Annotated in this window: 13 protein-coding genes; 9 read left to right on the top strand and 4 right to left on the bottom strand. The window is 44.6% G+C overall.

Features of this window, described 5'->3' with window-relative positions:
* Positions 1-292: 292 nt before the first annotated feature.
* Positions 293-1,177, bottom strand: a complete 885-nt coding sequence (nadK, locus tag AC5O63_RS18675) for an NAD(+) kinase (RefSeq protein WP_004744366.1) — start codon at positions 1,175-1,177, stop codon at positions 293-295.
* 144 nt (positions 1,178-1,321) lie between these two features.
* Between nadK and grpE the strand changes: the two genes are divergently transcribed.
* Together grpE and AC5O63_RS18665 are read left to right on the top strand one after the other, a co-directional pair.
* Positions 1,322-1,918 carry a nucleotide exchange factor GrpE gene (gene grpE, locus AC5O63_RS18670; RefSeq protein ID WP_494505884.1) on the top strand — a complete coding sequence of 199 codons (597 nt, stop codon included), beginning with the start codon at positions 1,322-1,324 and terminating at the stop codon, positions 1,916-1,918.
* 284 nt (positions 1,919-2,202) lie between these two features.
* Complete coding sequence (locus AC5O63_RS18665; protein ID WP_004744364.1) at positions 2,203-3,480, top strand: dicarboxylate/amino acid:cation symporter; 1,278 nt, start codon at positions 2,203-2,205, stop codon at positions 3,478-3,480.
* Between the two features lie 103 nt (positions 3,481-3,583).
* Here AC5O63_RS18665 and AC5O63_RS18660 read toward each other — a convergent pair whose 3' ends face one another.
* Together AC5O63_RS18660 and AC5O63_RS18655 are read right to left on the bottom strand one after the other, a co-directional pair.
* Positions 3,584-3,925 (bottom strand): four helix bundle protein, encoded by a 342-nt coding sequence (locus AC5O63_RS18660; RefSeq protein WP_494505883.1) that lies wholly within the window; start codon positions 3,923-3,925, stop codon positions 3,584-3,586.
* A gap of 88 nt (positions 3,926-4,013) precedes the next feature.
* Positions 4,014-4,250, bottom strand: a complete 237-nt coding sequence (locus AC5O63_RS18655) for a hypothetical protein (RefSeq protein WP_494505882.1) — start codon at positions 4,248-4,250, stop codon at positions 4,014-4,016.
* A gap of 96 nt (positions 4,251-4,346) precedes the next feature.
* Here AC5O63_RS18655 and dnaK point away from each other — a divergent pair, with 96 nt between their 5' ends.
* A complete protein-coding gene (gene dnaK / locus AC5O63_RS18650) occupies positions 4,347-6,266 on the top strand; it encodes a molecular chaperone DnaK (protein WP_004743229.1) in 1,920 nt (639 codons plus the stop codon).
* Between the two features lie 267 nt (positions 6,267-6,533).
* Positions 6,534-7,676, top strand: a complete 1,143-nt coding sequence (gene dnaJ / locus AC5O63_RS18645) for a molecular chaperone DnaJ (protein WP_004743230.1) — start codon at positions 6,534-6,536, stop codon at positions 7,674-7,676.
* A gap of 44 nt (positions 7,677-7,720) precedes the next feature.
* Here dnaJ and AC5O63_RS18640 read toward each other — a convergent pair whose 3' ends face one another.
* Positions 7,721-8,152, bottom strand: a complete 432-nt coding sequence (locus tag AC5O63_RS18640; RefSeq protein WP_494505881.1) for a type IV pilin protein — start codon at positions 8,150-8,152, stop codon at positions 7,721-7,723.
* A 103-nt stretch (positions 8,153-8,255) separates the two neighbouring features.
* Here AC5O63_RS18640 and AC5O63_RS18635 point away from each other — a divergent pair, with 103 nt between their 5' ends.
* From AC5O63_RS18635 to AC5O63_RS18615, 5 genes are all read left to right on the top strand, one after another.
* Positions 8,256-8,765: a GspH/FimT family pseudopilin gene (locus AC5O63_RS18635; RefSeq protein ID WP_494505880.1), complete on the top strand. Its 510-nt coding sequence runs from the start codon at positions 8,256-8,258 to the stop codon at positions 8,763-8,765.
* Positions 8,743-9,393, top strand: a complete 651-nt coding sequence (locus tag AC5O63_RS18630; RefSeq protein WP_494505879.1) for a PilW family protein — start codon at positions 8,743-8,745, stop codon at positions 9,391-9,393. Before AC5O63_RS18635 ends, AC5O63_RS18630 begins: the two co-directional genes overlap by 23 nt.
* A complete protein-coding gene (locus AC5O63_RS18625; protein WP_494505878.1) occupies positions 9,390-10,634 on the top strand; it encodes a hypothetical protein in 1,245 nt (414 codons plus the stop codon). Before AC5O63_RS18630 ends, AC5O63_RS18625 begins: the two co-directional genes overlap by 4 nt.
* The gene (locus AC5O63_RS18620; RefSeq protein WP_486794482.1) at positions 10,624-11,043 is read left to right on the top strand and encodes a prepilin-type N-terminal cleavage/methylation domain-containing protein; all 420 of its coding nucleotides are present in this window, start codon (positions 10,624-10,626) and stop codon (positions 11,041-11,043) included. The genes AC5O63_RS18625 and AC5O63_RS18620 overlap by 11 nt, the downstream gene beginning before the upstream one ends.
* A 271-nt stretch (positions 11,044-11,314) precedes the next feature.
* A complete protein-coding gene (locus tag AC5O63_RS18615; RefSeq protein WP_272786550.1) occupies positions 11,315-12,874 on the top strand; it encodes an AbgT family transporter in 1,560 nt (519 codons plus the stop codon).
* Positions 12,875-13,075 lie beyond the last annotated feature (201 nt).

Here is a 13,075-nt window from a genome sequence, read left to right as displayed (position 1 = left end):
GTTATCCAGTTATCCAGTTATCCAGTTATCCAGTTATCCAGTTATCCAGTTATCCAGTTATCCAGTTATCCAGTTATCCAGTTATCCAGTTATCCAGTTATCCAGTTATCCGTAGGACGAAGTCCGTTTCCGCATCCCGCTTCTTTAGAAAAGTGCGCCAAAACTAAAAAGGATTGACGTAGTACGCCAACCCTTCAAAACTTCTCCAGCTCTCCAGCTCTCCAGCTCTCCAGCTCTCCAGCTCTCCAGCTCTCCAGCTCTCCAGCTCTCCAGCTCTCCAGCTCTCCAGCTCTTAAAACAACCGACTCGACCAGCCCAACTTGTTTCTCAATACATGGTAGTAGCTGTAATCTTTCGGGTGGATCAGCTTAAGCACATTCGGGCTCTGGTAGATGTGGACTTCATCCCCCGGTGAGACTGGCAGTGATACTTGGCCGTCACAGCCAACTTCTTGCATTCCGCGGTTATCTGGTGAAACGACAAGCTTAATATGGCGCGCGCTATCGACCACAAGTGGGCGGCTAGAAAGGGTATGCGGGAACATAGGCACCAGTGAAATGGCATTTAAACTCGGTGACAGAATCGGGCCGCCACCAGAGAGTGAGTAGGCGGTTGAGCCGGTTGGCGTAGATACAATCAGGCCATCCGCACGCAAAGAGAATGCGAAGCTATCATCGATGTAAACTTCGAACTCAATCATATGGGCGACTTGCCCAGGGTGAAGTACCGCTTCGTTAAGCGCGGCATTGTGGCTTTTTACCTGCCCATGTCGATGCACTTCTGCTTCGAGTAAAAAGCGTTCTTCTTCGATGAACTCGCCGTTCAGTACGGCTGATAAGGCTGTTTGGAAATCTTCTGGGTTTAAGTCAGTAAGGAAACCTAGATTACCTCTGTTTACACCTATGACAGAAATATCAAAGCGAGAAAGAACACGAGCAGCGCCTAGCATGTTGCCATCACCACCGACGACGATCGCTAAGTCGGCAATACGCCCAAGTTGAATCAGGCTAGCGAAATCGTCACTAGGAATATCATCTAAGATTTCACTCAATCGATCGTCGATATACACTTTATAACCTTCGCTTTGAAGCCAGGTATACAGCTCTCTATGAGTCGCTATAGCTTGCTGATCTCTTGGTTTACCAATGATGGCGATCACTTCAAAAGGTTTTTTCATAGGTTTTCCGCACCAAATAGGCTTGATTCGACAATCTTCATCCCCATAATAATGGCAAGTTAGCTATTTATGCGAATTTTTGTGTATCCCAATACGATAAACGTGATGTGTTGGGAACCAATAAAGTTGAATTCTGGAGATATCATGAGCAACGAAGAAAACAAAGTTACAGAAGAAGAGCTGGATCAAATCATCGAAGAAGCAGAGAAAGTAGAAGCAGCTGCTCAAGAAGCGGAAGCAGAGCTTGAAGAAATTGGTGATGAGAAAGACGCTAAGATTGCTCAACTAGAAGCAGCGCTACTAACAAGTGAAGCGAAAGTTCAGGAACAGCAAGATAGTGTGCTACGTGCGAAGGCTGAAGTTGAAAACATGCGTCGCCGCACTGAAACTGAGATCGATAAAGCGCGTAAATACGCTCTAAACAAGTTTGCGGAAGAGCTGTTGCCAGTTATCGATAACTTAGAGCGAGCAATTCAAGCCGCTGACACTGAAAACGAAGTGGTTAAGCCACTGCTTGAAGGTGTGGAACTGACGCACAAAACGTTTGTAGATACGGTTTCTAAGTTTGGTCTAAAAGAGATCAACCCTGAAGGTGAAGTGTTTAACCCAGAAATGCACCAAGCGATGTCTATCCAAGAGAGCCCAGACTACGAAGCTAATACGGTTATGTTTGTTATGCAGAAAGGTTACGAGCTTAACGGTCGCGTGATTCGCCCTGCAATGGTAATGGTTGCTAAATAATTTTCACACTTAACGTGTTTTAAACAGAGGAGAGGCTTAGGCCTCTCTTTTTTTATCCTCTCAGACCAGTTGTGTTATTTCTCAATAAATAATTGATTTGGTGAATTATTCTTAGCATGAAGTTTAACCGAAAATTAATTTCTGATTTGAAACTTGTAACATTATCGTAAACAAAGTCTTTATTTTGTAACCTTTGTGTGTATTATGTGCGAACTCTGTCGGGAAAACTGGCGGAATAAACTATAAAACCATAAATTAAAAACACAACATTCTGGAGATGAATGATGGATAAATCGCTTTCAAGCAAGATATTTGTAGGCTTGTTTGCTGGTCTACTGATCGGTACTGCGATCCAGTACTTATTTAGCGGGATTGCAATCTTTGATACTTACCTTCTAGGCGCTGCTGAAGGCGCGGGCGGTATGTTCGTATCACTGATCAAGTTACTTGTTGTACCTTTGGTATACGTTTCAATCGTATGTGGTATTGTTGACCTGAAAGACATCACTGCCTTTGGTCGTCTTGGTGGTAAAACCTTTGCTCTATACATTATTAACACCATCATCGCGATTACTGCGGCGCTTACCGTTGGTATGATTTTCCAACCAGGTGCTGACGCGAACCTAGCAGGTACGATTTCAGAAACGGTTAAACTCACAACAACTGAAACACCTGATATCTTCTCACTAGTAGTTAACATTGTACCAAGCAACCCTGTTCAAGCGTTTGCTAATGGTGACATGCTACAAATCATCTTCATGGCAATCCTGACAGGTCTTGCTATTCAAGCTCTTGATTCACGCGGTGGTCCGGCTATTCGCACATTCAAGATGGCTAACGAAATCATGATGAAGCTGGTTGGTCTTGTAATGAGCCTTGCTCCATACGGCGTATTTGCGCTGATGATTCAACTAGGTGCAACGCTAGACGCGAACACGCTAATGTCTGTAGCAGGCTATGTAGCGCTTGTTGTGGCAATGCTAGTGTTCTGGATCTTCTTCTTCTACCCAATGGCAGTAGGCATTGCGACAGGTACTTCTCCAAAGACGTTCCTACGTGCAACTCGTGAGCAGATCTTATTCTCTCTATCTACAGCAAGCTCGAACGCGACGATCCCTGTAACAATGCGCACTCTGACTGAGAAACTACACGTTTCAAAATCAGTAGCAGGTTTTGGTGTACCACTAGGTGCAACCATGAACATGTCTGGTGTGTCTATCTACATCGCACTAGCGACTATCTTCGTTGCAAACGCATTTGGTCAGCCAATCAACACTGCTGATGTGTTCACTCTAGGTCTTACTATCCTGCTTCTATCTATCGGTGCTGGTGGTGTTCCAGGCGGCGGCGTTGTAATGGTCGGTGTTCTTCTTCACCAACTAGGTCTTCCACCAGAAGGTCTTGCAATCATCGCAGCTGTTGACCGTATCAACGATATGTTCTGTACATCTTCTAACGTAGTAGGCGATACCGCTGTAAACACTATCGTTGCAAAAACAGAAGGTGAAATCGGCAAAGAAGAAGCAGAAGTAGAAGCGAAACCCGCTCAAGCAAATGCTTAATCATTAAAGTGTCGGAATTTGAAAGCGAGCCTTAGGGTTCGCTTTTTTGTTTAGGGGATAACTGGAAAGCTAGATAACGAGAAAACTACTCAGCTGGGAGCTGTTAGGTACGAAACTTTCTTATTAGAGCTGCAAGGATCTTTGCGATACGATGGCACTGTTCGCATAATTTGTCTCGGTCACTTAAGGATATGTAACCAAACTCCGCAGCAAGTAGAAGTTGAGTGTTCAATTCTCCCGTAGATCCTTTCGCGACACTTAAAAAGTATGCCGTTTCTTTATTACTTTCTCTTTCCATCCCTTCGGCAATGTTACTTGATATAGAGATACAAGAGCGTCTTATTTGGTCTCGAAACGAGTAATCGTTTATGTGATTAACTTTTGGGTAGACTTGCTTACATAGCTCAAAACTGATTTGCCATACATTTAAATTTTGATATTTCATTCTGAACACTGAAGAAATCAAACATCCTAAACCTTGATGAGCGCTTTATCGCATGAAAATAGTATGAAGAAAATCAGCAAGTTTAATATTAGTTGACGACACTTGTTCTCTGGGTGAGACAATAATCCAGCTCTCCAGCTCTCCAGCTCTCCAGCTCTCCAGCTCTCCAGCTCTCCAGCTCTCCAGCTCTCCAGCTCTCCAGCTCTCCAGCTCTCCAGCTCTCCAGCTCTCCAGCTCTCCAAATCTTTTTTAACTTTTTTTCACTTCGTCCCTTGAAAAGCCATTTGGCGCCCTTATCTATTGGGCATAGAGAAGCAAACATCATTATTTTTGTTTGTGAGCAAGGGTTGAAACCCGATTCTCCATCCCCACATAGGGGATATAGCAAAACGAAAATAGAAATTTATTCGGAGATAGCCTGATGGGTAAAATCATTGGTATTGACTTAGGTACTACTAACTCATGTGTTGCTGTACTAGACGGCGACAAACCACGTGTAATTGAAAACGCAGAGGGTGAGCGCACCACTGCATCGGTAATTGGTTACACAGACGGTGAAACGCTAGTAGGTCAACCTGCAAAACGTCAAGCAGTTACTAACCCAACTAACACGCTATTTGCAATTAAGCGTCTTATTGGTCGTCGTTTCGAAGACGAAGAAGTTCAGCGCGACATCGAAATCATGCCTTACAAAATCGTTAAGGCTGACAACGGTGATGCTTGGGTAGAAGCGCAAGGTCAGAAAATGGCAGCTCCTCAGGTTTCTGCTGAAATCCTAAAGAAAATGAAGAAAACTGCAGAAGACTTCCTAGGTGAGGAAGTAACTGGCGCAGTTATCACAGTGCCTGCTTACTTTAACGATGCTCAGCGTCAAGCAACTAAAGATGCTGGCCGTATCGCAGGTCTAGAAGTTAAACGTATCATCAACGAACCAACAGCAGCTGCTCTAGCATACGGTCTAGACAAGCAAGGCGGTGACCGCACTATCGCTGTATACGACCTTGGTGGTGGTACTTTCGATATCTCTATCATCGAGATTGACGAAGTTGAAGGCGAGAAAACATTCGAAGTACTAGCAACTAACGGTGACACTCACTTAGGTGGTGAAGACTTCGATAACCGCATGATCAACTACCTAGTTGAAGAGTTCAAGAAAGAGCAAGGTATCGATCTTAAGAACGATCCTCTAGCAATGCAGCGTGTTAAAGAAGCAGCAGAAAAAGCGAAAATTGAGCTTTCTTCTACTTCTCAAACAGACGTAAACCTACCTTACGTGACTGCAGATGCGACTGGTCCTAAGCACATGAACGTTAAAGTGACTCGTGCGAAACTAGAATCTCTAGTTGAAGACCTAGTTCAACGTTCTCTTGAGCCTCTGAAAGTTGCTCTTGCTGACGCAGACCTATCTGTAAACGACATTACTGACGTTATCCTAGTTGGTGGTCAGACTCGTATGCCAATGGTTCAAGCGAAAGTTGCTGAGTTCTTCGGTAAAGAAGCTCGTAAAGACGTGAACCCTGATGAAGCAGTAGCAATGGGTGCTGCAGTTCAAGGTGGTGTACTTGCTGGTGATGTTAAAGACGTACTTCTACTAGACGTTACTCCTCTGTCTCTAGGTATCGAGACAATGGGCGGCGTAATGACTAAGCTAGTTGAGAAGAACACAACTATCCCAACGAAAGCGAACCAAGTTTTCTCTACAGCAGAAGATAACCAGAACGCGGTAACTATCCATGTTCTTCAAGGTGAGCGTAAGCAGGCGATGTACAACAAGTCTCTAGGTCAATTCAACCTAGAAGGTATTCAGCCAGCACCACGTGGTATGCCTCAAATCGAAGTAACTTTCGACCTAGATGCGGACGGTATCCTACACGTATCTGCGAAAGATAAGTCGACTGGTAAAGAACAGAAGATCACTATCCAAGCTTCTGGCGGTCTAAGCGACGAAGATATCGAGAAAATGGTACAAGAAGCAGAAGCTAACAAAGAAGCGGACAAGAAGTTCGAAGAGCTAGCTACTGCACGTAACCAAGCTGACCAAATGATTCACGGTACTCGTAAGCAAGTGGAAGAAGCAGGTGATGCACTTCCAGCTGACGAGAAAGAGAAGATTGAAGCAGCTATCTCTGAGCTAGAAGAAGCACGTAAGGGCGAAGACAAAGAAGCGATCGACGCTAAAGTTCAAGCACTTATGGCAGCAGCTCAAAAGCTAATGGAAATCGCTCAACAGCAAGCTCAAGCACAGCAAGGCGCTGAAGCTGGTGCAGAACAAGCACAGCCTCAACAAGATGACGTAGTTGATGCTGAGTTTGAAGAAGTTAAGGAAGACGGCAAGAAGTAATTCTTGATTCGACATACTTAATTTAATTTCTTGCGGGCGTTTGAGGAAACTCATACGCCCGTATGTTTGTAACTAAGATGTCAGTCTAGATAATGGTTCTCGAATCTCGAATCTCGAATCTCGAATCTCGAATCTCGAATCTCGAATCTCGAATCTCGAATCTCGAATCTCGAATCTCGAATCTCGAATCTTTATCTAGAATGATACAAACACCAAGCGGTGTGATAACCATCCTCCGTTTGCAGTACTACATTGGTGATGAAGAACATGTCAAAACGTGATTTTTACGAAGTATTAGGCGTAAGCCGCGATGCATCAGAGCGTGATATTAAAAAGGCCTACAAGCGCCTAGCGATGAAATTCCACCCAGACCGTAACCAGGGTGATGAAAGCGCAGCAGAAAAGTTTAAAGAAGTAAAAGAAGCGTACGAAATTCTTCTCGATCCGCAAAAGAAAGCTGCTTATGACCAATACGGTCATGCTGCTTTTGAACAAGGCGGTATGGGCGGCGGCGGCTTTGGTGGCGGCGGTGCTGATTTCGGCGACATCTTTGGTGATGTGTTCGGTGATATCTTCGGTGGCGGTCGTCGTGGTGGCGGTGGTCATCGTGCTCAGCGCGGTGCTGACCTTCGTTACAACATGGAACTGTCACTTGAAGAAGCAGTTCGTGGTGTATCTAAAGAGATTGAAGTTCCAACATTGGTTCACTGTGACAGCTGTGAAGGTAGCGGTGCTAAGAAAGGCACTTCTGCGGAAACTTGTGGTACCTGTCATGGCCATGGTCAGGTTCAGATGCGTCAAGGTTTCTTTGCGGTTCAGCAAACCTGTCCTACTTGTCATGGTAAAGGCAAGATCATTAAAGACCCATGTAATGTATGTCATGGACAAGGTCGTAAGCAGAAGACTAAGACCCTTAACGTTAAGATCCCAGCTGGTGTAGATACGGGCGATCGTATTCGTCTTTCTGGTGAGGGTGAAGCGGGAGAGCATGGTGCTCCTGCGGGTGATCTGTATGTTCAAGTTCATGTCAAAGAGCACCATATCTTTGAGCGTGATGGCAACAACCTTTACTGTGAAGTACCTGTGAGCTTTGCTATGGCAGCACTAGGTGGTGAAGTTGAAGTGCCAACACTTGATGGTCGTGTAAACCTTAAAGTTCCAACTGAGACCCAAACTGGTCGCATGTTCCGTATGCGTGGTAAAGGTGTCAAAGGTGTTCGTGGCGGTGGTGTTGGCGATCTGATTGTTAAACTAGTTGTCGAAACGCCAGTAAACCTTAGCTCGCGTCAGAAAGATCTGCTAAAAGAATTTGAAGAGTCTTGTGGTGGTGAAGCGGCAACGAAACATAAGCCTAAATCGGAAGGCTTCTTCAACGGTGTGAAGAAGTTCTTTGATGACCTAACTAGCTAACTTTAGCACTAAGATTTAGAAAGCCTGCTTCTCAGCAGGCTTTTTTATTGCCAACAATTGGGTGGCGTCATTTCACCTGTTTGATTGATGGTCAGTTGGCTATAGTGATTGTCGGAACACTGATCCTTTAACTGCCCGCCGATAGGTTCTGCCTTGATAGTATATGCAGATGCTGTGGCAGAAATAGACACAGTGAAATGCTCACTATCTACGGTGCAGAAACTACACACCCCTCCAGATAACACCGATGTCGCTGCCGATTGGTAACTCCCTGAATAGTGCTGTTCGAGTTCGATTTGAATCTTGGCTAAATCCGTCAGTGCAGCAGTCCGATGTGCCCTGAGTAAGTGACTTTGATAGCTTGGATATGCGATTGCCGCGACTATTGAGATAATGGCTAAAGCGAGCATCAGTTCGACAAGTGTCATTGCTTTTACTCGATATTTTCTTGAATTACATAACTTTTTTCGAATCATTTCGAAGGCTTCCTATCAGGCTGTTCGCCTATTTTTCTAAGCTGCTAGCATGTCTTCAAGTTGGAAACTTCTTTACATTTGACTTTGCATAGGAATTTGGGAAATGTCTCGCGGGTTTACTCTGTTAGAGCTATTAATCACGGTGCTGGTGTTGGCTGCAATACTTTCAGTCGCTGTACCCAGTTTTCATAATCTCCATCTCAATAGTCAAATGCTCAGAGCAGCCAACGAGCTAAATGGTTTTTTAAACCAAGCCCGTTCTGAAGCGATTTGGAGAAACCGCGATTTATGGGCGCATTTTACCTTCACTTCTTCGCCAGTTTTAGCCAAAGACTGGACGGTGACACTGACAGATTCAGTCACCAGAGGAGAGGGCAACAAAATTCTATTTTTACAGGGCACTTCATTTAAAGACTTACAGCTCGATTGGACTTATTCCGCGGATAGAATCAAATTCGATGGTTTGCGCGGTCGAATTAAAGATGGTAGCTTGAGTTTCTACCCCAAAGGTCACGCTAGCCAAGCGCTGATTGTAAAAAGTTCCTACGCGGGTAACCGAATCATGCTCTGCGCGCTAAGTGTAAGTAGTTATGGTTTTCCCAACTGTGCGTAATTGTCGTCAACGTGGGGCAAGTCTAGTCGAGCTCCTGATCGCTTCGATCATGGGAGTTATGGCGATTGGGGTTATCGGAACGGTATTTACTAGCGGACAAAAGCTCGCCACCGAGCGAGGAAAGCAATTGCTGCTTGCGCAAAACCTATCGAGTACCCTATTGCAAATAAAAGAGGACATTCACCGAGCAGGTTTTGATGGCGTTGCAGCTATCCCTGCCCAGTTGTCTGGGGCGACTTCTCATCTTTATATCGACAATGAGTTAGGGGTACTTGGCTATGTTTACCGCATCGCTTCTGTGGGGAGCACCTCGTTTCGTAATATTGTCTATAAACGTGAAGAGTCAGAAACCGTAGAGTTAGGAGATTCACTCAAGCTGTGCGAAAAGCACACAGCAAGCCCGCTCTCTATTTCCTCAGCTTCTTCATCTGGGGGCAGAGGTTACTGTTTTAATTTGTTTAATCCTAAACAAATATCTGTGACAGAATTTTCGCTCAATAAAGAAGTGGTCAAAGGTGGCGAGGCGGAGACGCGAATGGTGACCATATCAATCCACGCCCACCTAGTTACTGACACAGAGATAACTTATCAAGCCAATCTCACTGCGCTACTTAGGAACTGGCAATGAGGCGCACCATTGAAAGAGGGTTTGCGACTCTACTTATTACCAGCGTTGTTTTGGTCACGGCTTTGTTAGTCGGGTTAACTAGCTACAAAGTTCTGTTTTATCAGATCAAACGAGCACAAAACGAAGTGAAGGTTAGGCAGGCTCACTGGCAATCTGAAGCGGGTGTAGAATGCGCCTACGCTTATGTAAATGCATTTCCGGATCAGCTTAACGCGCTTTCTTCTGCCTCCAACACCTTGCTCAATGATGTATGTAAAGAAACCTTGCAACTAGAAGCGCTTTATATTGAGCCGCTCAACGAAGACAACTACCTAGTACACGCCAATAGTGAAAACTATCGAATTAATCGCCGTTTTCATCACAGTGAGGTGAGTGGTATGGGCGCGATTCAATCGACAGCGGATTTACGTTTGATTGGGAGCATCGATATTGCTCCAGATGCGCCAAGAGAGGCTCGATCAGATGGTTTTTATGACTGCGTGGCGGTGAGGTATCTCTCTAAAGTGGTGTATGAAACCGGGGGAAGCACAGGAACATTGTCGACCAGCGAGCCTATGGTTAACGGACCCTATTCAGGTTTTAATGGCAAGTGCGTACCAGAGTACAAAACCTCTCTTTCTAGCAATCAAAACACCTCTGAAACTGGCAATTTGTTTAAAAACGATTACCAGCAAGACTCGCAGCTTAATACGTTTCAGAATTACTTTAATATGACTAAAAACGCTGAAAACATTGCGCGCGCCAAGCTGCAATATCAGGTGATCTCGTTAGCGACTGTTTCTGACGGCCACAACTGCGCTGATGTGATTAATAGCCACTTAACATCGACCAATAACAAGCTATGGATAGAAGGGCACTGTATCATCACCACTCCTTTGAACATTGCTTGGCCTTCATCACTTGTGGTAGAGAATGGTATTTTCTCTTCGACAGGTTCAAATGTATTTGCCGGATCTTTCTATCACTTAGTGGACATGTCGTCATTAGACTTCAGCGTGTCGAGCCTGAATGATTATTGGAATGCAGTCAGTTTTAATAGTTCTATTCAGGCTTGGCTGGGTAGTCATACCGTCTATTTTGATAACGGTTCATTTCATCCCAAAGGTGGGTTGCACTTTGATGCGCCGGGTGGGGAAGTGGTACTAAAAGGCTCCTATGACTTAGATTACTCAGCAGCGAATAACCCTATTCAGGGGCGTAAAGTATTTGCTTGGTATCCCGGAGGCTGGTATGGGCAATAGTCGGCGAGGTTTTACTCTATTGGAGGTGTTAATTGCCTTGTTGCTGATCGGTATTGCGAGTCTGGCTTTGATTAAGTTACAGGTTTACACCGAGCAAAGGAGTGATTTCGCGGTTAAGAGTATTGAAGGATTAAACCTAATTGAAAACAAGCTGGAATGGTTTCGTACCCGAGGAGCAGACCCAAGTCAGTCAAGCGTCGCGGTGGCAGATTTCGATTTGATAAGCAGTGGCTCTGACTCTCTTCCTCCTTATCAGCTTAGTTGGCAAATTAGCACGCCATCTGCTGCGCTCTCTTCTTCACTTAAACAGATAACGATTAGCGCACACTGGCAAGATCGTCTGGGAGAACTTCAGCAGTTAACTCTTACTACTATGATTGCTAGGGATGGTGAATTTATAAGCAGATAGATTCATATTGTGAATTGGTAGATCTATTTTACTAACCTGCATACGTTATATTTTGCATTTTAGTTTCATTATTGTTTATTAATCTCGGGAGTTTGTGTTTGTAGTTTGTTGCACGTAGATGGCGTTTTTGCAAAATATGTCTCCAATTATGGAAAAACCTCTAGATTGTTGTGCTTTATTAGAGTGGATTCACTAAAATACATGGTGAAAAATAGACCGACATAATAAATGCATAAAGGTCTACCGCAACAACATCACATATGGAGTTACCATGAGTAACCAAGCAATTAATAAAGCTCCGTCACCAAAGCCTAGTGGTATGGACCGCTTCCTAAACTTTATTGAACGAGCGGGTAACAAGATCCCAGATCCTGCCATCCTGTTCTTTTGGGCACTGATCATTACATGGGGTGCATCTGCCCTTCTTTCTAACTTCACGTTCGACCTTATTAATCCACGTTCGGGTGAAGCGCTTGCAATCAACAACCTTCTGACTGGCGAATCTCTAGCAAGCTTTCTAGCGAACATGGTTACTACCTTTACTGGTTTTGCACCACTAGGTATCGTGCTTGTAGCGATGCTAGGTGTTGGTGTTGCTGACTCTTCTGGCTTCATTACAACTGGCCTTAAGAAAATGCTTAACTTCACACCAGCTAAGCTTCTTACACCAATGCTAATCCTTGTCGCAATCGTATCGCACACTGCTGCAGATGCGGGCTACGTACTGGTTATTCCTCTTGGTGGTATCATTTTCCACGCAGCTGGTCGTCACCCTCTAGCTGGTATCGCAGCGGCGTTTGCTGGTGTATCTGGTGGTTTCTCTGCTAACTTTATCCCTTCAGGTATTGACCCACTATTAGCAGGTTTCACGCAAACCGCAGCACAAGTTCTTGACCCTGAGTACGTAGTTAACCCACTGGCGAACATCTTCTTCACGGGTATTTCTTCAGTCATCATCGTAGCGATTGGTTGGTATGTTACTGAGAAAATCATTGAACCTCGCCTAGCTAATACACCAGTTGATGAAGATGCAGAAAAAGCACCTGATCTAGGTTCATTCACTGAGCTAGAGTCAAAAGCGTTCCGTTACGCTGGTTGGGCTATGCTTGCGGGTATCGCTCTATTGGTTGTTGCTCTGATCCCAGAAACATCAGCACTGCGTTCTCCTGAAGGTGAAATCACAGCGTTCTCAGCACCAATTATGAAGTCGATTGTTCCATTGATCTTCATTCTGTTTATCATCCCTGGTTACGTTTACGGTAAAGTGTCGGGTACGTTCAAAACTAGTAACGATATTATCAAAGCGATGGCTGATACTATGTCGACCATGGGCGCTTACATCGTAATGTCGTTCTTCTGTGCTCAGTTCCTATCGGCGTTCGCTCAGTCAAACATTGGTACTCTTCTAGCGCTATACGGTGCTGAAGGCTTGAAAGCGATGAATCTACCAGGTGAAGCAACGATCATCGGTATGATTCTTCTGACAGCGTCTGTAAACCTTCTTATTGGTTCTGCTTCAGCGAAATGGGCTCTGATTGGTCCAATCCTAGTTCCAATGCTAATGGCAGTTGGTATCTCACCAGAACTGTCTCAAGCGGCTTACCGTGTTGGTGACTCTGTTTCGAACATCATCTCTCCTCTGATGGTTTTCTTCCCACTTGTTGTGGTTTACTGTCAGCGCTACGTGAAGTCGACTGGTATCGGTACTCTAGCTTCACTAATGATGCCGTTCTCTATCGCAATGCTGATTGGTTGGTCTATCTTCCTAGTTGTGTACTGGATGCTAGGTATCCCTCTAGGTATTCAAGCGCCTTACACTTACACGATGTAATTGTTGACTACCGAACACCCAATGATAAAGCCTCGCTAATTAGCGAGGCTTTTGTTTTTGTGGTGGAATATAAATCCAGTAAATGTCTGTTTCCTGGTTTTTTGAAATGTAAAAATTAATTTTTATTGGTTGTTAATTCTACCTAAGTGCTTTTGGGTAACATTAATGGTAGATCTGCATTGGGCCTGTTGGCCTATTGTC

Source organism: Vibrio sp. SCP2, from assembly GCF_059295395.1.
Note: the sequence above shows the minus strand (reverse complement) of the source record. Positions and strands in the feature narration are given on the sequence as shown.

Bases quoted from the DNA above. Each gene is read 5' to 3' on its own strand.
- nadK (WP_004744366.1), bottom strand. From the start codon at position 1,177: ATGAAAAAACCTTTTGAAGTGATCGCCATCATTGGTAAACCAAGAGAT.
- grpE (WP_494505884.1), top strand. From the start codon at position 1,322: ATGAGCAACGAAGAAAACAAAGTTACAGAAGAAGAGCTGGATCAAATC.
- AC5O63_RS18665 (WP_004744364.1), top strand. From the start codon at position 2,203: ATGGATAAATCGCTTTCAAGCAAGATATTTGTAGGCTTGTTTGCTGGT.
- AC5O63_RS18660 (WP_494505883.1), bottom strand. From the start codon at position 3,925: ATGAAATATCAAAATTTAAATGTATGGCAAATCAGTTTTGAGCTATGT.
- AC5O63_RS18655 (WP_494505882.1), bottom strand. From the start codon at position 4,250: ATGATGTTTGCTTCTCTATGCCCAATAGATAAGGGCGCCAAATGGCTT.
- dnaK (WP_004743229.1), top strand. From the start codon at position 4,347: ATGGGTAAAATCATTGGTATTGACTTAGGTACTACTAACTCATGTGTT.
- dnaJ (WP_004743230.1), top strand. From the start codon at position 6,534: ATGTCAAAACGTGATTTTTACGAAGTATTAGGCGTAAGCCGCGATGCA.
- AC5O63_RS18640 (WP_494505881.1), bottom strand. From the start codon at position 8,152: ATGATTCGAAAAAAGTTATGTAATTCAAGAAAATATCGAGTAAAAGCA.
- AC5O63_RS18635 (WP_494505880.1), top strand. From the start codon at position 8,256: ATGTCTCGCGGGTTTACTCTGTTAGAGCTATTAATCACGGTGCTGGTG.
- AC5O63_RS18630 (WP_494505879.1), top strand. From the start codon at position 8,743: ATGGTTTTCCCAACTGTGCGTAATTGTCGTCAACGTGGGGCAAGTCTA.
- AC5O63_RS18625 (WP_494505878.1), top strand. From the start codon at position 9,390: ATGAGGCGCACCATTGAAAGAGGGTTTGCGACTCTACTTATTACCAGC.
- AC5O63_RS18620 (WP_486794482.1), top strand. From the start codon at position 10,624: ATGGGCAATAGTCGGCGAGGTTTTACTCTATTGGAGGTGTTAATTGCC.
- AC5O63_RS18615 (WP_272786550.1), top strand. From the start codon at position 11,315: ATGAGTAACCAAGCAATTAATAAAGCTCCGTCACCAAAGCCTAGTGGT.